Below are 22,191 nucleotides of genomic sequence, written 5' to 3'. Positions count from 1 at the left end.
CCTACATCCTTCTATATCGCGCATAGGCGATTATTATGCTTTCGGCATCCCGGATAACAAGAACCATGACCATACGACAAAGCCGTGACAATCGCAGTTCACTGCCATTTTGGGCACCATAAACGAGATTTGCCGTTGATGTGGCAAAAATCGACCTTACAGTCAATCAGACACAGAAATTGCGAGCCCAACTGCAACACTTGGTCGCCTCTGCGTGACCCTCACATTTAATTTGCAAGCAAAAATGCCGGACGCATTCGCATCCGGCAATTAAGCTTTCAATAAATATCTTACAAGACAACTGCCATCAAAAGACAGAACACCCCGTTCACATTATTGCGTGATGGTCGCGGGATAGCCCGCAGCCGCAAGAGCAATAAGCGCATCAGCCTGTGAAGCTGAGCTATCAAACCTCACCTCTTTTTTATCGAGATCAATATCGACAATAGCGGCCTCATCAATCTTGTGCAGAGCATTCGTAACGCTCTGAGCGCAACCGCCGCATTTCATCTTGGGAACTGAAAACGTAACCATTAAACCACTCCTTACCTAAACTCTGCCAAGACCTTACAGCTTCCCATCGTGGTAAGGTCAAGCATGTTATGCGTTATGGAGCATCGCAGCTTTCTGGGACGCTTTTCTCGATGTCGAGGGGCGATTTTGTCAGTGAACCTGTCATAATCTCGATTGGCTTATAGGGAGGCACTTCCTGCATCGCAGGATTTGTAAGCCTTAGCGTGTAGCAGCCGGTATAGACTTGAGTTTTGCCATCATTGTCTTCTGATTCAATGGCAATAGGTAAACTCCAGTAAATCTGCCCTGCCCCCGGATCGGGTTCAGTTTTGCGAACAGCCACTTTCACACTCTTTGTGCCGTCGTAGCCTTTGGCAAAAGTCTTGAAATCGGGGTCCCGCCCCTCTTCCGAATAATAGCCATAAGCGCGGGAATATTCCTTGCGGTTGATGGCGTTGTAGTAAGATTCAATCAGCGCCTGCGGTGTTGACCGGTCATCGCGATAATCAGGAACAATCACACCATCAGCCGCATCTTGCGTCTGCTCAGACGGTTTTGTTTCCTCGACGGGTTTTGCCTCTTCTTGTGTCGCAGCAGCCTTTTTCGGAGCGTCTTGCGCACCGGCGGCAGACATCAAAACTATTGTACTGAATAAACCAGCAACACTTGCAAGCATCAAAGGCTTCATGCGCTCAATCGACATTCGCATCTCCTCTTCCAGCAATTCTTTTTTGCAATACCCAGAAATCTGCACAGCGGCTTTGGATGCGCTCTCGATTTGGTGTCTTGCAGTAATGATGTTACAACACTAACTATAGTAAAAACGTGGCAATCTCGCGAAAAAGCGATTGCTTTGAGCAGACTGAATGATTCTTCAGTCTCTGACCAGCAGAACACCGGAAGAGATGAAAATGGGCCGTTTCTCAGTCTTGACGCTTACCGATGCAGCCGCAGCGCGGGTGAGTGAAATCATGGCATCCAGAGAAGGTGCGCTCGGCATTCGCGTTGGCGTAAAAAAAGGCGGCTGTGCGGGTATGGAATATACGATTGATCTCGCCACAGAGCCAAAGGCTGGCGACGATTGCGTCGAAAAAGACGGTGCGAAGGTTTATATCGCGCCGGAAGCCGTTCTGTTTTTGCTTGGCACACAAATGGACTTTGAAGTCACAACGCTACGCACTGGTTTTGTTTTCAACAATCCCAATCAGACTTCTGCTTGTGGCTGCGGTGAATCGGTTGAACTAACTCCTGCCTCACCAGAAAGCCTTCGCCAGATGCAGGGTGCTGCTTAACCAATTGGCTTTCAGCAATGGATGACGAGACCCTACGAGAATTATTTGCGGGCTTAGGTGCAATCAGCATTCGCCGCATGTTCGGCGGCAAAGGTATTTATCATCAGGGCCTTATTATAGCGCTCGTCGTTGGAGATGAGTTGCTTTTAAAAGCTGATGCTCAAAGCGCGCCCGCTTTCATTGATGCTGGGTCGCGACAATGGGCTTATGATAGCAAAAAGAGCGGAAAGCCGGTTGCCATGCCTTATTGGAGTGTGCCGGATGATGCTTTTGATGATCCTGACATCATGACAGATTGGGCAAAACTTGCATTTGCAGCAAGTGTTCGCTCCACACCTCAAAAGTAAAAACCCGACCTGAATGTTCGGGTCGGGTTTTCTTTTCTTATGCCAGAACCCCTGTTGGGATCAGCATGAATGCTGGAATTTCGCTACCAAAGCCAACTGGTGCCGGACCATCATCATCATCGCGATCACGGCGACGCTTGTGATGATCGTGCTGTGGCTTATTACGACGCTCATCATTTGATGTGCGGATCGGGTCACGACGCTCTTTAATTTCGTGAATGATTGGCTGCGGTTCATCGGCCTGAACGATCACAGGTGCCTCGACCTTCTGTTTATCTTTCGATTTACCCTTGGCATCTTTGCCTTTGCCTCGGGCATTTCTGCCCTTGCGCGACGTATCGTCAGATTCGTCAGCTGCTGGCAAGGTTGAAAGATCGCCGTCATGCCATTCAATCTTTTCATTAATCAAAGATTCGACTGCCGAAAGATACTTTGCGTCGCCGGTCGTAACCAAAGTGAATGCCTGACCCGAACGGCCTGCACGACCAGTACGGCCAATGCGATGCACATAATCTTCAGCATGAATCGGAATATCATAATTGAAGACATGGCTCACATCAGGGATATCGAGACCGCGTGCGGCAACGTCAGATGCCACGAGAAGGCGCAACTTGCCTTCCTTAAAGTTCGCCAACATGGTCATGCGCGCACGCTGGTCCATGTCGCCGTGCAAAGCACCGGCGTCAAACTCGTGACGGACCAGTGAGCGGAACAGCTCCGATACGTCTTTCTTACGATTACAGAAGATAATCGCATTCTTAATCGCATCGCCTTCAGAACGGATCAAATCACGCAAAGCTGCGCGCTTGTCCCAATCCTTACGGCCCGATTTAACCAGACGCTGCGCGACAGTCTTTGCTGTCGAAGAAGCCTTAGCCACTTCAATCCGCGTTGGTGAATGCAGGAACTGTTCGGTTAGCTTGGTAATTTCCGGCGGCATGGTTGCCGAAAAGAACAATGTCTGACGGGTAAACGGTATCATCTTGCAGATGCGCTCAATGTCAGGAATGAAGCCCATATCAAGCATACGATCAGCTTCATCGATAACCAGAATTTCAACGCCAGTCAGAAGCAGCTTACCACGTTCGAAATGATCGAGAAGTCGACCAGGCGTCGCGATCAACACATCTGCGCCGCGCTCCAGCTTACGTTCCTGTTCATCAAAGGATACGCCGCCAATTAAAAGCGCCACGTTGACCTTATGATTAACGCCGTATTTTACAAAATTTTCTTCGACCTGCGCTGCGAGTTCGCGCGTTGGTTCAAGAATGAGCGTGCGCGGCATGCGAGCACGTGCACGGCCCTTTTCCAGAAGATGCAGCATCGGCAAAACGAAAGATGCAGTCTTACCCGTACCCGTCTGGGCGATACCAAGCACATCCTTGCGCTCAAGCGCAGGAGGAATAGCTCCAGCCTGAATAGGTGTAGGCGAGGCATATCCCGCAGCTTCAACGGCGGCGAGCACTTTCGGGGAAAGACCGAGTTCGGCAAATGTTGTCAATGGAGGCGCAGCTCTCTGTTTGGAAATGAATTCCACCCATCCTGTCATTGCCGCCACGTCATCAGGCGCAGGAACCAAGGCAGAAAAGGCGTCTGCAACGCAAAAAGCGTTTTCTTGCAGCATCGCCTACGTCTACATGGAACAAAAGTCAACTAAAATACGGTTGAGACATATAAAAACGCCTATTTATTTGTATTTTATTATCTTTCACATCTGTCTTACGTGAGGCTTTACTAAAAGCAAAGCCAACTAATGTCTGAATTGTTCTGTTAAAATTCGCTCATCCCAAGAATGATTTTGATCAAACAAGATGGCAACCTGACTATCGACCGCCTCACGCACAGTCACAGCCCGAACAGATTTCACTTCATTATTGTCTGCAACGGCATTCACTGGACGCTTCTCAATTTCAAGCAAATCCATGCGCACGGTCACATGCTTTGGCAAAAGTGCCCCACCCCAACGCCTTGGCCGAAACGGGCTAACCGGGGTCAAAGCCAGCAGAGGCGCTTCCAACGGCAAAATTGGCCCTTGAGCTGAGAGATTATAAGCAGTTGAACCTGCGGGCGTTGCCACCATTAAACCATCACAGACCAGCTCTTCAAGCCGCACCTTACCATCGATGGTTATACGAACCTTTGCGGCTTGATAGGATTGCCTAAAAAGCGAAACTTCATTGATCGCAAGCGCCTTGAAGGGAGCCATGTGCTCTGTTTCAGCAATCATCTCAAGCGGACGGATCACTTCTTTCTGAGCCGCACGAATTCTCGCGGGCAAATCATCAAGACTAAACTCATTCATAAGAAAGCCGACCGACCCACGGTTCATTCCATAAACGGGGATGCCACTGTTCATAAAATCGCGAAGCGCTTGCAACATCGTGCCATCACCACCGAGCGATACGACAACATCTGCGTCTTCGGCTGCTACATGACCATAACGCTTCACCAACTCCTTCTGAGCTGCGAGTGATTCCTCTGTTCCAGAAGAAAGGAAGTGAATCGCCAGGGATTTATCGTCCATATTATTCCATTCCAATGCGCCAGCCGGTGCAATTTCCACAGGCAAAATGGCTACCATATGCAAAACTTGCTTACCATTGCCGTTTTATGTGAATTTTCGCTTTACACAGCTGAAAATTATGCTAATTCCACGCCTGTGCTGCCCTTATAGCTCAGTTGGTAGAGCACCTGATTTGTAATCAGGGGGTCGGGAGTTCGAGTCTCTCTGGGGGCACCACTATTTATTTTGGTGCACGGCACAAAAAAACCAATCCTTACTTAAATAAAAGCGAACTTATTTTATAGATGCAATTCGGGTTGCATTTAATCATGCATCACAACTATTGTCTTCATAATTATTAAATATTAAGCTTGCATAATATATTAGATATATTTCTGGGCGCAATCTATCATGTCTCAACGGCGAATCTGCATTTCAGTTGCTACACGCAACAGACCAAACATGCTATGCATGTTGTTCTCGTCGCTTGCGACGATCAAAAAACCAAATAATGCTGATATTTCATTTTTAGTTGTCGAGAATAACGCTTCTCCAACACTTGAAACAACTATCAGCCAGTTCCGTTCAAATATGCCAAATGATAATATCGAATATGTTGTCGAAGAGGTATTGGGAATATCATCGGCACGTAATCGTGCGCTGAACCATTCGATTGAGCATGGCTTTGATTTTCTGGTTTATGTCGATGATGATGAATTCGTCGAGCAGGATTGGCTGGTCAATCTGTTAGCTGAACGGGATCGTCTTGATCTTGATATTGTTGGCTCGCCAGTCAGACCAAAACCTTTTGACGAAAATCTGACGCTCCTGCAAAAGCTCGTTTGGTCGGGTATTGAGCGCAGTGGCTATAAATCGGAACGCAAGTGCCGGCTTAAATGTGAGGCCGGACGCAGCGATTCTATCAAGGTGGCTACGGGTAGCTGGATGGGGAAACTAGATTTCTTCCGCTACACCGGCTTACGGTTTGATTCCCAGTTTGGACTAACAGGCGGCGAAGACTGGAATCTGTGGGCCAAGGCAAAATCGCTTGGAGCGAAAACTGGCTGGGCCTGTGATGCGATTGTTTATGAAACAGTGCCCTCATCCAGATTGACGCTGAGTTATCATTATCGCCGTAACCGTGATCATAACATTACAGAATTTGGCGCCCGTTATCGGGAGAACCCTAACAAAACACTGAAAAAGCTGCCTGTAAAGATTGTAGGACGTGCGATTAAATTTATCGGTGCTAGCCTTTCCATTCCATTCCGTGGCGGTCAGGGCCTTGTTTCCTCCGCAACAGCACTCGGCGGATTGGTTGGTCTTTTACAAGGCTGCTTTGGCAAAAATTCCATGCATTATGCCAATACCACCGGCCACTAAATAAAAAGCCCCGCAATGCGGGGCTTTTTTTTTAATACCAGCCGACAGCGACCTGCGCCTCTTCCGACATACGGTCGGCAGACCATGGCGGATCAAAGGTCATAGATACTTCGACCATGGAAACGCCCTCGACTGTGCCAACGGCATTTTCAACCCAGCCCGGCATTTCGCCAGCAACTGGGCAACCAGGAGCCGTTAGCGTCATCTCGATTTTGACCGTGCGATCATCTTCGATGTCGATCTTGTAAATCAGACCAAGCTCGTAAATATCCGCTGGGATTTCGGGATCATACACCGTCTTCAATGCACTGATGATGTCATCAGTCAGTCGAAGCAATTCTTCCTGAGGAATAGCAGAGGCGGAGAAAACTGACTTTCCTTCCGCAGATGCACTTGCATCGTCCGTCTTGGTTTCAGTCTGTTCCTGAACTTTTTGTTCGATCTCGGTCATCCGAAAAACTTCCTTGCCTTTTCCAAGGCTTCTGCCAATGCATCGACTTCAGCGCGTGTATTATATAGTGCGAATGAAGCACGGCATGTAGAGGTGACGCCAAAACGTTTCAAGAGCGGCTGTGCGCAATGCGTGCCTGCACGCACCGCAACCCCTGCCCGATCAATCACCATCGAAACGTCATGCGCGTGAATGCCTTCTAACGCAAACGAAATAATAGCGCCCTTGTCCGGTGCATTGCCATAAATGCGCAAGCTGTTGATCTTGCCCAATTGCTCATGCGCATAGTCTCGCAAGTCTGCTTCGTGCGCAGCGATCGCGTGACGGCCGACTTTTTCCATATATTCAAGCGCAGCGCCAAGCCCAATCGCTTGAACGATTGGCGGCGTGCCAGCCTCAAAACGATGCGGCGGATGATTGTAAGTGACGTTTTCTTCGCTCACTTCTTCGATCATTTCGCCGCCGCCCTGAAACGGACGCATCTTTTCGAGCATTTCCGCACGACCATAAAGAACGCCAATGCCTGACGGACCATAGACTTTGTGACCGGTAAAGACATACCAATCACAGCCGAGATCCTGCACATCGACAGGCATATGCACAGCACCCTGACTGCCATCAACGAGAACTGGAATGCCGCGCGCATGGGCCAGCTCAACGATCTTTTTGATCGGCGTCACTGTGCCAAGTGCGTTGGACATATGGGTAATTGCTACGAGCTTGGTACGCTCGGTCAGACGCTTTTCGAATTCCTCGATATGGAACACGCCTTCGTCATCGACCGGTGTGAAGACAAGCTTTGCGCCCTGACGTTCGCGGATAAAATGCCATGGCACGATATTGGAATGATGTTCCATAATCGACAGAAGGATTTCATCACCCTCGCCGATATTCGGCATGCCGTAGCCATAAGCGACCGTATTGATCGCTTCGGTCGCATTTTTCGTGAAGACGATTTCGTCTACCGAACCGGCATTTAAAAAGCGGCGGACTGTTTCGCGCGATTTTTCGTAGGCGTCTGTGGCAGCATTGGAGAGAAAATGCAGACCACGATGCACATTGGCGTATTCATTTGAATAAGCATGGGTAATCGCGTCGATGACGCTTTGCGGCTTCTGGGCAGATGCGCCATTATCAAGGTAAACAAGCGGCTTGCCATGAACCTGTCGTGACAGGATGGGGAAATCTCTGCGGATCGCTTCGACATCATAGCGCGCTATAAGTGGATTCTTCTGATCCATGATCGTTCCTTCTACCATTGAGGCAGAAAAGGCGGAGTAAATCTTACTCCGCCTTGTTCAATCAAGCGTGGGCTGAAAGCCAGTTTGAAAGCACTTCTTCCAGTGCCTCAACCAGAGCTTCATTTTCCAGCTCTTCAATGATCTCGGCAATAAATGCCTTAATCAGCAGGCCGCGGGCTTCACTTTCAGGAACGCCGCGCGCCATCAGATAGAAGAGATAGTCTTTGGAAAGCTCAGTCACCGTTGCACCGTGACCGCAAGCCACGTCATCTGCAAAGATTTCCAGCTCAGGCTTTGCATCAAACTCGCCGTCATCAGACAGCAACAGCGTGTTACAGGCCATACGCGCATCGGTTTTCTGAGCGATCTGTGCGACACGGATCATGCCCTGAAAAACGCCGCGTGCGCGATCCTTGACCACGTTGCGGATGATCTGGGTCGAACGTGTGTTCTCAACCAGATGCGCAACAGTCATGGTGATGTCGGTGTGGGAATCATCTGCGAGCAGATTGAGACCACGGAGTTCGAAATCTGAATCCTCACCCGCAACGGTCAGATGCACTTCCTGACGGATCAGCTTGCCACCGGCATTGACGATGTAAAGCGTGAGCTTAGAGCCTGCGCCTATCGTTGCATTGAACTGCGCTAGCTGCGTCGAATGACCGAAATCGCGCAGGATTACCCAGATGACATCGGCACCATCACCGACGCTCACATGGCTTACCGAGGTCGAGAACGCATCGCCTTCGCCGCCAGTCTGACGCTCAATGATCGTCGCCTTGACGTTCGAACCGATTTCGACCGGAAAGCGTGTATGGCCCTGGCCCGACTTTTGGATGTTCTGAATTTCAAGCGGCGCTTCAAGCTCAACATCATCAGCAATCGAAACAGCCCAGCCATCGCTGACATAAGCAGCGTTGATCTGGCCAATAGTGTCGTCAGTGCCACGAACGCTAAGCTGTGGAACGAGCGAGCCATCAGCAAGTGCATCGCGCACAGCCGTCAGTGTCACGCCTTCAGGAGCTTTGGCAGCAAGTGCCGCGCCATTGCTTGCAGCAAGAACGGTCGAGCCTGCAAGCAGCGTTGGAAGCGCATTGGTGCCAACGGTCGGATTGAAATCCGGTACGCTTTTCAGCAGCGTCCGGAAATCCGTGTAATGCCAGCTTTCAATGCGGCGCGAAGGAAGACCATTGATCTTCAATTCTTCCAGCGCATTGTCACGCGCAATGACGACATCGCCATTGCCCGGCAGCTCGCCCATACGGGTGGCAAAGCTTTCGATCAGCGCGCTTTCAGCGGGTGTCCTTGGCTTTGAGGTCTGGATATTCATAATCCGCCTCCTTAGGCTACTTCGCCGATAATGTCAGCATAGCCATTTTCTTCAAGGTGATTTGCGAGTGTCTTGTCGCCCGACTTGATGACCTGTCCCTTGTAAAGAACATGGACGCTATCCGGCACGATATAATCAAGCAGACGCTGATAGTGAGTGATCACGATCACGGCGCGGTCTGGCGAACGCAGGGCATTCACACCGTCGGAAACGATCTTCAGCGCATCGATGTCGAGGCCAGAATCGGTTTCGTCGAGAACGCAAAGGCTTGGCTCAAGGAGCTGCATCTGAAGAATTTCAGCGCGTTTCTTTTCGCCGCCCGAAAAGCCAACATTCAGCGGACGCTTCAGCATAGCCATGTCGATGTTAAGACCGCCAGCAGCATCTTTAACGCGCTTGATGAATTCAGGAATCTTCAGTTCAGCTTCGCCGCGCGCCTTGCGCTGGCTGTTCATCGCAACCTTGAGGAATTCCATTGTGGCAACGCCTGGGATTTCCATCGGATACTGGAACGCAAGGAAGATGCCCTTGGCAGCGCGTTCAGCAGGATCCAGTTCGAGGATCGACTCGCCATTGTAAAGAATGTCGCCTTCGGTCACTTCGTAGTCAGAACGACCTGCAAGGATATAGGACAGTGTCGACTTGCCTGAACCGTTCGGGCCCATAATGGCGGCGACTTCGCCCTTGTTCACAGTCAGGTTCAGACCACGGATAATTTCAGTATCCGTGTCAGCGATCTTTGCATGAAGGTTGATGATCTCAAGCATGGGTATAAACCTTGTCTCTCAGCGCAGTCTTCGCGAAGAACTGCATAAGCCAGTTAAAGAGCTGGCCAGAAAATCGGATGCGATAAAGCAGTCAGGCAAGCGTCGGATTAACCGACGCTGCCTTCGAGCGAAATGCCAATCAACTTCTGCGCCTCAACGGCGAATTCCATTGGCAGTTCCTGGATGACTTCCTTCACGAAACCATTGACGATGAGGGCAATTGCCTCTTCTTGTGGAATACCGCGCTGCATAACGTAGAACAGCTGGTCGTCGGAAATCTTCGAGGTGGTTGCCTCGTGCTCAAACTGTGCCGTGGCGTTCTTCGCCTCGATATAAGGCACAGTATGCGCTCCGCAATCGTTGCCGATCAGGAGACTATCGCACTGGGTGAAGTTACGGGCATTGGTCGCCTTGCGATGGGCTGAAACCTGTCCGCGATAGGTATTGTTGGAGTTTCCTGCCGAAATACCCTTGGAGATGATGCGGCTCGACGTGTTTTTGCCGAGGTGAATCATCTTGGTGCCGCTGTCGATCTGCTGATAGCCGTTGGAAACAGCAATCGAGTAGAATTCGCCGCGTGAATCATCACCGCGAAGAATGCAGGACGGGTATTTCCAGGTAATAGCCGAGCCGGTTTCAACCTGTGTCCAGGAGATTTTGGAACGGTCGCCACGGCAATCGCCACGCTTAGTCACGAAGTTATAGATGCCGCCCTTACCGTTGACATCGCCGGGATACCAGTTCTGAACGGTCGAGTATTTGATCTCGGCATCATCAAGCGCGATCAGTTCAACAACCGCCGCGTGAAGCTGGTTTTCGTCGCGTTGTGGTGCAGTGCAACCTTCGAGATAGGAGACGTAAGCGCCCTCTTCCGCGATGATCAGCGTGCGTTCGAACTGGCCCGTATTCTTTTCATTGATACGGAAATAGGTCGAAAGCTCCATCGGGCAACGAACGCCCTTAGGCACGTAAACAAACGAACCATCTGTGAAGACGGCCGAATTTAGCGTCGCATAATAATTGTCCGAAACAGGAACCACCGAAGCGAGATACTTCTGAACCAGTTCAGGATGCTCGCGAATAGCTTCGGAGATCGAGCAGAAGATTACGCCAGCTTTGGCAAGCTCTGCCTTAAACGTGGTAACAACCGAAATACTGTCGAACACCGCATCAACAGCCACGCGGCCTGATGCATAGACATTGTCCGATGGATTGCCGTCGATTTCGCTTGGGTCGCCCTGCTTGCGCACGCCAGCAAGAATCTCCTGCTCACGCAAAGGAATGCCAAGCTTTTCATAGGTGCGAAGCAGTTCCGGGTCGACTTCATCCAGCGATTTCGGGCCGGTCTGATTCTTCGGTGCTGCGTAATAATAAAGATCCTGAAAGTCGATTTTGGGGTAATCGACGCGCGCCCATGTTGGCTCTTCCATAGTAAGCCAACGTTCATAGGCCTTCAGACGCCACTCCAGCATCCATTCCGGTTCGTCTTTTTTAGCGGAAATGAAGCGAATGATGTCTTCGTTCAGACCCTTCGGGGCCTTTTCGGATTCGATGGTTGTCTCAAATCCGTATTTATACTGGTCCACGTCCAAGCCGCGAACCTGATCAATGGTCTCCTGCACTGCAGGCATTGGCGTTCTCCATCCTCGTCGAATTCAAGGTTCGACAGTTGCAAACGTCAGGGCGATGATAGCCGTTATCGTCGCCACAATATAGTGTGCGTGACGCTTCTTTAAAACCTTTCTAAACTCAATTTCAAGCCCAGCTTTAAATTTGCTGATAAAATTATGAGGAAATTGGGAATCTTTATCGCCCCAGCGCGGATTGTCACCACAATCGCACCTACTACTCAGGTTCTTGGCATTATTTTCGTCTGGCAAACAGCCCATATTCACATTCATACCAACTGCGAGTGGCACTTAAATAAGTATCCATTGCAAACTTAGCTCAAAGTCAGTATCTGCCATTTTTGTGATGAGCATCTATATTAAGGCACCTTAATATAAGCCGAGACAGAATTATTATTGTTGATCAAAGATCAAGATATAAATGAGGCTGGAGAATTCAATTGAGCTGCCCGACTATAGCAACCCTCTCTTCAATACCTTCACGGTTTAATTTGCTTCAGCCAACACTCAAATCACTTTTGCGGCAAAGTCTGAAGTTTTCAGAGGTTAGGCTATACATTCCGACAAGCTATCGACGATTTCCTGATTGGGACGGAAAGCTTCCTGAGGTGCCAGAGGGCGTGACAATTCACCGTTGCGAGAAGGATTATGGGCCTGCAACAAAGGTACTCCCTGCAGCACAAGACCTTAAAGGCCAAGACGTCGACATTTTGTTTTGCGACGATGATAAAATATATGATCGCGGATGGCACCATCGGTTCAAAACTGAAGCTTCCCTGAAACCAAATACATGCATTATTGAAGTTGGAGAAACGTTTCCGGATATCTCGGATAGTTGTCGCCCAAAAGATAGACTGCCGCGAAGCCGGTGGAAAAATAAAGATCTAAACTATAGAATGAAGCGGATTCTAAGCCTTTTTCTGACAAAACCTAATCTTACTTCAAGCGGGTATGCTGATCAGATTTCCGGTTTTGCTGGCGTTTTAGTACGTCCGGAATGGTTTGACGATCTGTTCTATGAAATCCCTGACGTTATGTGGACCGTCGATGACCCCTGGATATCAGGTCATCTGGAGCGCGTGGGGATTGCGATATGGAACACCGGAAAGCGAAAAAATCTTCCTGAAAATGAAGGAAGTTCGGTCGACGCACTTTTGAACCTCGTTCAGGAAGGTCATGATCGAGTAGAGGCTGATTTGCTTGTGATCGATTACTTTCGTGAAAAATATAATATTTGGACCAAGTGCGGTCCGGTTGATCCGCAGACCTGTTTGAGAACGACTTCTATGCGAGAAATGCTCAGACGACATCAAGTGGAGTTGAGCTAGTTAAAGTAGCTGAATTCCCCGGCCTAATCCGGGGTCTTCAAAATCACACATGGCCATCAATTGTTTTAGCGCGCTCGTGACGGGCGACGATTTTGCGCAGAACGTCCAGGAACCGGTCAACGGAATCCGTCGAAGTTTCTGGCTCAATCGAAACGCGGATCGCGCCGGGGCCATCTTCCTGCCCCATAGCGGCCAACACGTGGCTCGGCCCCACTTTGCCTGAAGAGCAAGCTGACCCCGCCGACAATGCTATGCCGCCAAGATCGAATGCGATCTGCACTGTCTCGGCTTTTTGACCATCGAGCGAAAAAAAAGTGGTGTTCGGCAGGCGATCAACAGCTTTGCCGTGAATGGTTGCATCGGGTGTGATTTCCATAAGCCCGGCTTCCAGCCTGTCACGCGATTGCGAAGACCAGCCATCGCCATTCAATCGTTCTGCCGCAATGTCAGCAGCTTTCCCAAAACCAGCAATAAGGGGCAGCGCCTCGGTGCCAGCCCGATGACCTTTTTCCTGACCGCCACCGCGAACCAATGCTTTTGGCATCATCAGATCGGAAATCGCAATAACTGCACCGACCCCCTTCGGCCCACCAATCTTGTGTGATGAGATTATTAAGTAATCGCCGCAATTATCGGTAATATCTAATTTAATACGACCTGCGGCCTGTACCGCATCAACAACGAATATACCGCCCGACGCTTTGACAACTGCTGCAATATCGCGAATTGGTTGGATCACGCCAGTTTCATTGTTTGCGGCCTGAACGGCAACAAGCGGCAAGCCGGCGCTTTTGTCATGCGCTTTGAGCGCTTGTTCCAAAGCTTCAAGACGCAGAATACCGTTTTCATCAACGGGAATAACGGAGATGTTTTCCGGGGCAAACTGCCCACCAGCCAGCATGCATGGATGCTCGGTCGCACTTATATAGAGATGTGAAAGACGCACCGGCGAGCGACCCATCATGTAAACTGGCGTCAGAAGTGTGGATGCGGCTTCCGTAGCACCCGATGTGAAGAAGACATGATCCGACTTAGCATTCACAAGCGCTGCCACGCTGCGCCGCGCCGATTCGACGAGCGCACGTGCGGCTCGTCCTTCACGATGTACGGATGAAGGATTGCCGGTAATGCCTAATGCCTCGATGACCGCATTGCGTGCTTCATCGAGCAATGGCGCACTGGCATTATAGTCCAGATAGAGCCTCTTGCCGGTTCCGATCACCGATACTATCTCCTAAGCGAAGCCTTTAAGTGGCGATAAGCGCAATTTTCTTGAATTTTCAGTCAGGAAAAGCCTATTAAGCCACACTAGGTACTGAACTACGGTCCAGTCTAACGAAATTTCAAATCGGTTCTAGAAGCGGCGCACTGTTACGTCAAGTTCGCCAACCGAGAGCCGATCTTCCGATCACCAGCGGAGTACACATGCCAGAAGTCATTTTCAACGGCCCAGCCGGACGCCTTGAAGGCCGCTATCAGCCTTCACGCGAAAAGAACGCACCGATTGCGCTCATCCTGCACCCGCATCCGCAGTTCGGTGGAACCATGAACAACAAGATCGTTTATGATCTGTTTTACATGTTCCAGAGCCGCGGCTTTACCACGCTTCGCTTCAACTTCCGCGGCATCGGCCGCAGCCAAGGCGAGTTCGACCATGGCGCGGGCGAATTGTCCGATGCAGCAAGCGCGCTTGATTGGGTTCAGGCTTTGCATCCCGATTCCAAGAATTGCTGGGTTGCTGGTTATTCTTTCGGCTCATGGATCGGTATGCAGCTTTTGATGCGCCGCCCAGAAATCGAAGGCTTTATCTCGGTTGCACCGCAGCCAAATACCTATGACTTCGCGTTCCTTGCTCCTTGCCCATCGTCAGGCCTGATTATCCATGGCGATCAGGACAAGGTTGCACCGCCGAAGGACGTGCAGGTGCTCGTCGATAAGCTCAAGACGCAGAAGGGCATTACGATCACCCAGAACACAATGCCGGGTGCAAACCACTTCTTTACTGGGCAAGGTGATCTTCTGATCGACGAGTGCACCGAATATCTGGACCGCCGTCTTGCTGGCGAACTGGTTGAAGTGCGCCAGAAGCGCCTGCGTTAAACGCTCTATAAATTAGCTTTATGAAAGTCCGGTGCGTTTTGCTACCGGGCTTTTATTTTGGCGGAAAAACCAGAACGCCGCCCGACAGCGGCTGATTGCAGCCTGTTGTTGTAGGATATGTCAGTGGAAGCCCGCGCATGGAACGCACAGCCAGATAGGCCCATGCTTCCGCTTCCATTGCGTCACCGTCGATACCCACATTATCCGCATCAACGACACGCGCGCCTTCGCGTTCAGCAAGCGCACTCAGCTCAGACATAATGGCCGCATTCTTACGCCCGCCACCGCTCACCACATAGGTTCGGGGCTGTGACGGCAAATGCGATGCAGAGCGCAGAATAGCCGCAGCACTCACATAGGCGAGCGTGCGTGCACCTGTCGCCAAATCCGTAGCGCCTTTTGCAGGAACAACGAAATCGCCACGATCAAGGGACCGACGGTGATTCCCTTTGAAAAACGCGTGATCGAGATAGCGAGCTGCCAGAGCGTCATCCACGACACCGCTCATGGCCGTTATGCCGCCGGCATCAAAACTGCCCTGCTCATTCAGTTCCATCCACTGATCAATCAGCATGTTGCCCGGCCCGCTATCATAAGCCATCAGCCTACCTGCTTCATCGACATAAGTGAGGTTGGAGATGCCACCAATGTTAACGAAGACGACCGGCCCTTCGAGACCTGAAGGCAAGTTGGCAGCGAGTGCCGCGTGATAGGCCGGGATCAATGGCGCGCCCTCGCCGCCATGTCGCATATCTTCAGCACGCATATCGTAGACGACTGGAATGCCGGTTTCTGCCGCAAGCAATGCTCCATCTCCAATCTGTACCGTGAGCGCCTCACGCGGGCGATGCAGCACGGTCTGACCATGAAACCCGATCACATCGATCTCTTCCGGCTTCAACGAATGTTCATAGAGAAAGTCTTGAACGGCAATCGCATGAAGAAGGGTTTGGTCGCGTTCAAGTTGCTTTAGAATACCGGGGCGCTCATTGCGATCACTGATACTACGCGCATCATTAAGAGCTGCCTTCAACCGTGCGCGAAATCCATCAGAATAAGACACAGCACTCGACGGTCCGCGTTCGACCAAATTCTCGCCATCAGTGGTCACAAGAGCAATATCGATACCATCCATCGAAGTACCGCTCATCAACCCAATTGCGCGTTTCAAATCGGCCATACCGGACTTTCCTTGTTATTCCCGCTTGAATGATGCTAAAGGCAAATTATCATAAGGCGGTAAGCACTTACTTACCGTTATTTCCATTCTCGCCTAATCAGTCAGGAAAAGGGCATGTCCGGTTTTAAATCCGATTTTCTTCGCACGCTTTCCGAGCGCGGCTTTATTCATCAAATGTCTGATGAAAGCGGCCTCGATGAATTGTTGGTCAAGGAAACCGTGACGGCCTATATTGGCTTTGATCCGACAGCGCCGAGCCTTCACGCTGGCGGTCTGATCCAGATCATGATGCTGCACTGGTTCCAGCAGACTGGCCATCGCGCCGTAGCCCTTATGGGCGGCGGCACCGGCATGGTTGGCGATCCATCCTTCAAGGATGAGGCACGCAAGCTGATGACCGAAGATACGATCGCGGATAATATCGCCGGTATTAAACGCGTCTTCGCAAACTACCTGACTTTCGGCGAAGGTCCGAAAGACGCGCTTATGGTCAATAATGCTGACTGGCTGCGCGATATTAATTATCTCGAATTCCTGCGCGATGTGGGCCGCCATTTCTCAGTCAACCGCATGTTGTCTTTTGATTCGGTCAAAACACGCCTTGATCGTGAACAGTCGCTTTCGTTCCTCGAATTCAACTACATGATCTTGCAGGCCTACGATTTCGTAGAACTCAGCAAGCGCTATGACATGCGCTTGCAGATGGGCGGTTCAGATCAATGGGGCAATATCATCAACGGTATCGATCTCGGTCACCGTATGGGTACGCCGCAGCTCTACGCCCTCACCTCGCCTTTGCTGACCACAGCTTCAGGCCAGAAAATGGGCAAGTCGCTGGGCGGTGCTATCTGGCTTAACGCCGATATGCTCAGTGCCTATGACTTCTGGCAATACTGGCGCAATACAGAAGACGCTGACGTAGAACGCTTCCTGAAGCTCTACACAACGCTGCCTTTGGATGAAATTGCAAAGCTTGCCGCTCTCGGCGGTTCAGAGATCAACGAAGCGAAGAAAATCCTCGCGACCGAGATTACCGCAATTCTGCATGGGCGTGACACTGCAGAAGAAGCTGCTGACACCGCTCGCAAGACTTTCGAAGACGGTGAACTGTCGGAAAACCTTCCAACCGTCGGCGTTCACAAGGCAACGCTTAATGATGGCATCGGTGTGCTTGCGTTAATGGTGCTTGCAGAACTCTGCGCCACCAATGGCGAAGCACGTCGTCACATTGAAGGCGGTGCAGTTCGCATTAACGATGAAATCGTGACCGACCCTCGTTTGTCGATCAATGCATCAGCGCTTAACGAACAAGGTGTTATCAAGGTTTCGCTTGGCAAGAAGCGCCACGTGCTAATCCGCCCTGCTTAATGCAGTAAAACAGTAATAAAAAAGCCCGGCTAAGCCGGGCTTTTTTATTATCCATCAAAACTCAAAGATCGAGCGGAAAATACCCGGCGCGATAATTGAAATCGGGTTGACAATCACTTGTGGTGCTTTAGCAGTGCCTTCAAGCTTGAACGTGATGCCTAAAAGACCACGATCACGTCCGTTGCCCAAAAGCGCACCAAAGATCGGCACTTCACCGAATATCCGGTTCACGCCATAGGCGGGCATAAATGTGCCGGTCATCGACATATTTCCCTGCGGATCATAAAGCGTGCCCTGAAAAGTTGCTCCGACAGTTGGCGACCGAAGCACGCCCTTCGAAAGCTTCAGATATCCCATACCTTTTTCTATCAGTGAGAAGCCGCGCTCCACATCAACGCGGGATACGTCAATATCACGCTTAACGGCCTGGTTAAGGCTTGTGCCACCTGTTGATGGCGAAGAAGAAACAATTTTTGCAAGGCGCGGCTCGTTGATGATCGAAAAGTTTCTGGCATCAATCTGACCGCTCAACGGACCATTGCCCTGCCCCGCCAAGCCAACGGTAATTTTTCCGCCGCGCATCTTATCGTAGAAATCGAAGAAGCGCAGGATTGCACCAGCATCATTGGACTGCAACGAAACAGAACGCGCATCGCCCTGTTCATTATTAGTTGCGACAAATGACTCCCCGGAAGACGTCTGGGCGTTTACGGACACACCAGAGATTTTGCTTCCTGCACTTTCATAAGAAACGGCAACATTGCGCAGGGCCTCGTCATTAAACCCTGTAACCTGATCAATCTGCGCACTCACAACAACGCGTGTAGTGTCGCCTTTGGAGCCACCAGTTTTCTTGCCAACATCAGAAAACTGCTTGATCAGCGAACGTGCATCAAACTTTGAACCGCTGACATTAACGCGGTATCCACCCGTCCCCTTAGTGGCTTTTATGGCAAGTCGATCAGAACGATTAAGCCGTACATCAGTTAAATCTGCCGACTGGAGATCACCACCAGCGATAGACAGGCTGCCTTTTGCGCCGAATGCATCACCAGTCAGCACGAGGTTGCGAATATCGATCTTGCCATCACTGCCAGCGCTTTTAACGAGGTCAAACTCCGCTTTTGAGGCAATACCGCTGCCTTTACGCCAACCTAGCCAAGGTAAATCAACCTGAGTCTTGTCAAGGTTCGCTACAACATGCCGTTTGCCATTTTCTTCCATTCCAAGATCAATCGAAATTGGTCCTGAGAAGACGTCCTTCAAGCCGGGCAGCAGTTTGTCACGCGACTTGTCGTCGATTTCCAATCGAACTTTCTGGTCACGCTTTGCAGGACCTGAACGATCAACTGGCTCTGTCATTGTAATTTTGGCCGGAATGCCATCAAGCTTTGCATCGGCAGTAATTATCGCAGCCGTCTGATCAACCTTTATACTGCCATCAGCATCAGTAACCTTCGAGCCGCCAACCGGCTTATCGATAGAAAGATTTTTGAAGCCAATATCAGCTTCCCACTTGAGGGTTCCGGGTGGCGGATCTTTCGACACTGCAAAACTGACTTTAACACGCGATTTTACGTCGCCAGTGACATCCTGCGGCATGAAAGGCACGTTTTTAAGAACATCAATCGGCTTTTTTCCGGCGATTTCCGCAATAGCTGCGGCTTGTCCTGACACAAGAAGATCAAGAGTTGCAATAACCGGACGTTGTGGGCCCCAAGGAATAATCAGCGTGCCTTCGGAAACATCTGCCTTCCGGTTGTCGGGCGTGTAAGCAACACCCTTATCAAGCTTGATGGTCGTATGTGCGCCGCGAACGCTCACAGTTCCATTGACATCGCGAACAGGCGGTAATTCACCAATGACATCAAAGCGCGTCTGTTCGACATTAAAATCAGCTTTTATTTCTTCGCCCGTGAGCGGTGGAGGAAGTCCGGGACCATTAAAGCGACCGCCCGCCAAGGATATGTCGATACGGCTATCTTTCAGGCGACCACCATACAAATTCTTCAATACCCAGGCACGTGCACCGTCAGCAACGTCGATAGGCCAAAGATGCTTTGCATCAGCGACAAGCATATCCGGAATGCGCAGCATGAAAATCATTTCGGGCGAACCGCTGCCAAAGCCAATACTTCCCTGACCGTAGAGTTCACCATTTTCGGTTTGAACATCGAGATTTGAGAACTGGATCCGCTGCTGTTTCGAAAAGAAACTTCCAGCAATACGCACTCCAAACGACAGCTGCGGGTCGTTCGACTCAGCTGGCATACTCGTCGCTGAAGTGGTCAGTATTTCAAAACGATAACTCGGGTCCGAAGCTGCATTTTCGGCCTGAAAATCTGGGCCGAAGGCACCATTGAACTGAGCCTGCAATCCACCCAACTGAACGCGCGACGGCAACACTTCAATCTTTTGACTACCAACGGAGTGTTCCAGCCTCAGCACAGCCGAGCCACGCACATCCTCAACACGTCCAAGCTGCATGTCGATACCATTAACGGCTAACTCAGCACCGATTGTATCTGGTTCCTCAGCATGAGCCGTTTTGCCAGAGAGCGAAAGACTGGCATTGCCTTTGAGTTCAAAGTGGGCAGGATTAACCCGATTGCCATCGATAATTGGCGCGACTTCAGCAGGTGAACCCAAGTCGAGGGGAATATTGCTAATAATGACCTTGAACGCATCAAGTTCATTATCTTGGCCCTTACGATCGATATTGCCATCAAGGGCAATTACCTTGCCGTTCCAGACAACAGTGCCATCCAGTTTAATGTGGCCTGCATCTTCAACCAGTCGCAGCTTTCTGATTTCGATGCTCTGCTGATTATCTCCAGCCTTAAACCGCACCGTTGTATTCATCAGGCTCAGGGCCTGTGTATTCTGGTCATGTAACAGTTCAAGATTTCGGCGCATCGCGGAAAAAAGATCATCGGAAAGCGCGTCAAAATCTACAAAACCGCGCTTGTCATAGGGTAGAGACTTCCAGAACCCTGCGCCTTCCTGTTCTGGCAAATCAAAAGCTGCGCCATCGATTTCCAATTCCGCAACCCGCACATTGCCGGTCAAAAGTGGAAGTGGTGCAAGCCCGAGGCGTACAGACTTAATATTCTGGATTTCAATGCGCTGCTTGGGATCAGAAATTGAGACATCACGAGCCTCTAAGGCCACCAGACTATTCTGATCAAGTGAAAGTCCAGCACTTCCAATTGAAGCAGATGCTTGATCACCGAGTACACGGGTCAAAGTTTTCTGAGCTTCTTCACGCAACATATTGCTGGTCACGCCGCCACGCAAAACAACAAAACCGACGCCGCCGATCAGAACAAGTACAATACACAGTGACAGAAATGCATGAGAGCACAAGGAAACGAATGAGCGTTTGCGACGTCCGATTACGAACACGCCTCCATCATCTCCGTCAGCTGCCAGACGCTCGATTCTCTTCATCTCGCGCTTGGAAAAGCGTATTTTGTGCTCTTTCTCAGTCAATATTCCAGCCGACCACCTGATTTCTCTATTTAAAACATCTCATAAAATGAATCATGAGAACTCAATAATATACTGTTTTTATTAACTTATATTCGATCAGTAGACCGATCTTGTGCTTCTTTAGCCTCTCCCAGAAGATAGACCGGTCGCTGCCTTAGTTTCGCTACGTTGCACAAGACTGATGCGAGTGCGATAGCTTTAAGTGTAACAGGCAGTTTACTCGTATATCTACAAAAGAAAGGCTTAGATATGGCTCGTCCCCAAATTGGAGATCTGGCACCGGACTTCACTTTGCCATCAGATAATGACAGCATTAGTCTGTCATCTCTCAAAGGCAATCCAGTCGTTCTTTATTTCTATCCAAAGGACGATACTTCTGGTTGTACAAAAGAAGCCATAGCTTTCTCTCAGCTCAAACCTGAGTTCGACAAGTTGAATGTACGTGTCATTGGTCTCTCGCCGGATAGCGCGGAAAAGCATGCTAAATTTCGCAAAAAGCACGAATTGACCGTCGATCTGGCGGCAGATGAAGACAAGACCGTGCTTGAAGCATACGGTGTCTGGCTCGAAAAGAGCATGTATGGCCGCAAATATATGGGTGTTGAAAGAACGACGTTTCTGATCGATGCAGAAGGTCGTATTGCGAAAATCTGGGAAAAAGTAAAAGTCGATGGCCATGCGCAAGCTGTATTAGAGGCTGCACGCGCGCTTTGATCCGACAATAAGGGCAATGCGTGTAAAAGGATTGCCCTTATAAATTCTCGTATATGCGAGTATTGCGAAAGCTTCGGAAAAGCTTTGTTAACCATGATAAGGTGCAATAGAATCAAATATCTGGGATGCAAAGACGACCAGCATGATAAAAAAGTGGAACAAGCCAGGAAACGACGGATGCATTGAGCATCTGAATGAACCGGCCGCCCGGCACTGGTCCACGAAATGGGTACGAACGTCAGTTTTTGGTGCTGTAGCTTTCGTTCTCGCTGTGGGTGGCGGCGTTTATACGACGTTTGAAAACCTCACTGAAAAATCACAACAATCAAATAGCAAGCTCGCATCGCTTTTTAAAAAGCCACTGGTGATGCAACCACTGCCTGAGATGCCATCGGAATCACCGCCCGGCATGTCCGTTCAGCCAGAGCGTTTATCACCGCAAGATGCGCTGACAATTCAGAAAATCGACACGATCATCACTGGCCCACGTACACACAAGCCACGCCCCATTGTAGAGCGCGCAGCGTCAAAAGACTCCTGAGTGATCCAAGAAT

At 50.2% G+C, this 22,191-nt stretch carries 21 protein-coding genes and 1 tRNA gene; 9 read left to right on the top strand and 13 right to left on the bottom strand.

Annotation, left to right across the window (positions count from 1 at the left end):
* Positions 1-333: 333 nt before the first annotated feature.
* Both WH356_RS02405 and WH356_RS02400 read right to left on the bottom strand, forming a co-directional pair.
* Positions 334-534 carry a heavy-metal-associated domain-containing protein gene (locus tag WH356_RS02405; protein ID WP_339508550.1) on the bottom strand — a complete coding sequence of 67 codons (201 nt, stop codon included), beginning with the start codon at positions 532-534 and terminating at the stop codon, positions 334-336.
* A gap of 73 nt (positions 535-607) precedes the next feature.
* Positions 608-1,216: a hypothetical protein gene (locus tag WH356_RS02400; RefSeq protein ID WP_339508548.1), complete on the bottom strand. Its 609-nt coding sequence runs from the start codon at positions 1,214-1,216 to the stop codon at positions 608-610.
* 208 nt (positions 1,217-1,424) lie between these two features.
* Between WH356_RS02400 and sufA the strand changes: the two genes are divergently transcribed.
* Together sufA and WH356_RS02390 are read left to right on the top strand one after the other, a co-directional pair.
* Positions 1,425-1,805 carry a Fe-S cluster assembly scaffold SufA gene (gene sufA / locus WH356_RS02395; RefSeq protein ID WP_339508924.1) on the top strand — a complete coding sequence of 127 codons (381 nt, stop codon included), beginning with the start codon at positions 1,425-1,427 and terminating at the stop codon, positions 1,803-1,805.
* Between the two features lie 17 nt (positions 1,806-1,822).
* Positions 1,823-2,152 (top strand): TfoX/Sxy family protein, encoded by a 330-nt coding sequence (locus tag WH356_RS02390; protein WP_339508546.1) that lies wholly within the window; start codon positions 1,823-1,825, stop codon positions 2,150-2,152.
* A gap of 37 nt (positions 2,153-2,189) precedes the next feature.
* Here the strand turns inward: WH356_RS02390 and WH356_RS02385 are convergent, their stop codons facing one another.
* Entirely contained in the window at positions 2,190-3,653 is a 1,464-nt protein-coding gene (locus WH356_RS02385) for a DEAD/DEAH box helicase (protein ID WP_339508923.1), read from the bottom strand.
* 249 nt (positions 3,654-3,902) lie between these two features.
* A complete protein-coding gene (locus WH356_RS02380) occupies positions 3,903-4,676 on the bottom strand; it encodes an NAD kinase (RefSeq protein ID WP_339508544.1) in 774 nt (257 codons plus the stop codon).
* Between the two features lie 140 nt (positions 4,677-4,816).
* On the opposite strand from WH356_RS02380, the gene WH356_RS02375 reads away from it, so the two are divergent.
* A tRNA-Thr gene (locus WH356_RS02375) sits at positions 4,817-4,892 on the top strand.
* A gap of 174 nt (positions 4,893-5,066) precedes the next feature.
* Positions 5,067-6,038, top strand: a complete 972-nt coding sequence (locus WH356_RS02370; protein ID WP_339508542.1) for a glycosyltransferase family 2 protein — start codon at positions 5,067-5,069, stop codon at positions 6,036-6,038.
* 31 nt (positions 6,039-6,069) lie between these two features.
* Here WH356_RS02370 and WH356_RS02365 read toward each other — a convergent pair whose 3' ends face one another.
* The 6 genes from WH356_RS02365 to WH356_RS02340 form a co-directional block, all read right to left on the bottom strand.
* The gene (locus WH356_RS02365; RefSeq protein ID WP_339508540.1) at positions 6,070-6,489 is read right to left on the bottom strand and encodes an SUF system Fe-S cluster assembly protein; all 420 of its coding nucleotides are present in this window, start codon (positions 6,487-6,489) and stop codon (positions 6,070-6,072) included.
* Entirely contained in the window at positions 6,486-7,730 is a 1,245-nt protein-coding gene (locus WH356_RS02360; RefSeq protein WP_339508538.1) for a cysteine desulfurase, read from the bottom strand. Before WH356_RS02360 ends, WH356_RS02365 begins: the two co-directional genes overlap by 4 nt.
* Positions 7,731-7,791: 61 nt before the next feature.
* Positions 7,792-9,060, bottom strand: a complete 1,269-nt coding sequence (gene sufD, locus WH356_RS02355; protein WP_339508536.1) for a Fe-S cluster assembly protein SufD — start codon at positions 9,058-9,060, stop codon at positions 7,792-7,794.
* Between the two features lie 11 nt (positions 9,061-9,071).
* The gene (sufC, locus tag WH356_RS02350) at positions 9,072-9,827 is read right to left on the bottom strand and encodes a Fe-S cluster assembly ATPase SufC (protein WP_339508535.1); all 756 of its coding nucleotides are present in this window, start codon (positions 9,825-9,827) and stop codon (positions 9,072-9,074) included.
* Between the two features lie 107 nt (positions 9,828-9,934).
* Positions 9,935-11,458 carry a Fe-S cluster assembly protein SufB gene (sufB, locus tag WH356_RS02345; RefSeq protein WP_339508534.1) on the bottom strand — a complete coding sequence of 508 codons (1,524 nt, stop codon included), beginning with the start codon at positions 11,456-11,458 and terminating at the stop codon, positions 9,935-9,937.
* 24 nt (positions 11,459-11,482) lie between these two features.
* Entirely contained in the window at positions 11,483-11,746 is a 264-nt protein-coding gene (locus tag WH356_RS02340; RefSeq protein ID WP_339508532.1) for a hypothetical protein, read from the bottom strand.
* 149 nt (positions 11,747-11,895) lie between these two features.
* On the opposite strand from WH356_RS02340, the gene WH356_RS02335 reads away from it, so the two are divergent.
* Positions 11,896-12,783, top strand: a complete 888-nt coding sequence (locus WH356_RS02335) for a glycosyltransferase family 2 protein (RefSeq protein ID WP_339508530.1) — start codon at positions 11,896-11,898, stop codon at positions 12,781-12,783.
* Between the two features lie 43 nt (positions 12,784-12,826).
* On the opposite strand, the gene WH356_RS02330 is transcribed toward WH356_RS02335, so the two are convergent.
* On the bottom strand, positions 12,827-14,005 hold the full coding sequence (locus tag WH356_RS02330) for a cysteine desulfurase family protein (RefSeq protein WP_339508528.1): 1,179 nt from the start codon (positions 14,003-14,005) through the stop codon (positions 12,827-12,829).
* Positions 14,006-14,208: 203 nt separating this feature from the next.
* On the opposite strand from WH356_RS02330, the gene WH356_RS02325 reads away from it, so the two are divergent.
* A complete protein-coding gene (locus WH356_RS02325; RefSeq protein ID WP_094507100.1) occupies positions 14,209-14,883 on the top strand; it encodes an alpha/beta hydrolase in 675 nt (224 codons plus the stop codon).
* Between the two features lie 52 nt (positions 14,884-14,935).
* Here the strand turns inward: WH356_RS02325 and WH356_RS02320 are convergent, their stop codons facing one another.
* Positions 14,936-16,063 (bottom strand): anhydro-N-acetylmuramic acid kinase, encoded by a 1,128-nt coding sequence (locus tag WH356_RS02320; RefSeq protein ID WP_339508526.1) that lies wholly within the window; start codon positions 16,061-16,063, stop codon positions 14,936-14,938.
* Positions 16,064-16,177: 114 nt separating this feature from the next.
* Here WH356_RS02320 and tyrS point away from each other — a divergent pair, with 114 nt between their 5' ends.
* On the top strand, positions 16,178-17,431 hold the full coding sequence (gene tyrS / locus WH356_RS02315) for a tyrosine--tRNA ligase (protein WP_250039771.1): 1,254 nt from the start codon (positions 16,178-16,180) through the stop codon (positions 17,429-17,431).
* Positions 17,432-17,485: 54 nt separating this feature from the next.
* Here the strand turns inward: tyrS and WH356_RS02310 are convergent, their stop codons facing one another.
* A complete protein-coding gene (locus WH356_RS02310; protein WP_339508525.1) occupies positions 17,486-20,881 on the bottom strand; it encodes a YhdP family protein in 3,396 nt (1,131 codons plus the stop codon).
* A 291-nt stretch (positions 20,882-21,172) separates the two neighbouring features.
* On the opposite strand from WH356_RS02310, the gene bcp reads away from it, so the two are divergent.
* A complete protein-coding gene (gene bcp, locus WH356_RS02305) occupies positions 21,173-21,637 on the top strand; it encodes a thioredoxin-dependent thiol peroxidase (RefSeq protein ID WP_339508524.1) in 465 nt (154 codons plus the stop codon).
* Positions 21,638-21,779: 142 nt separating this feature from the next.
* The gene (locus WH356_RS02300) at positions 21,780-22,178 is read left to right on the top strand and encodes a hypothetical protein (protein ID WP_339508523.1); all 399 of its coding nucleotides are present in this window, start codon (positions 21,780-21,782) and stop codon (positions 22,176-22,178) included.
* Positions 22,179-22,191 lie beyond the last annotated feature (13 nt).

It is taken from the genome of Ochrobactrum sp. MYb379 (assembly GCF_037479515.1).
Classification (GTDB): domain Bacteria; phylum Pseudomonadota; class Alphaproteobacteria; order Rhizobiales; family Rhizobiaceae; genus Brucella.
The sequence above is the reverse complement of the archived record's forward strand: the minus strand, read 5'-3'. Positions and strand labels throughout refer to the sequence as shown.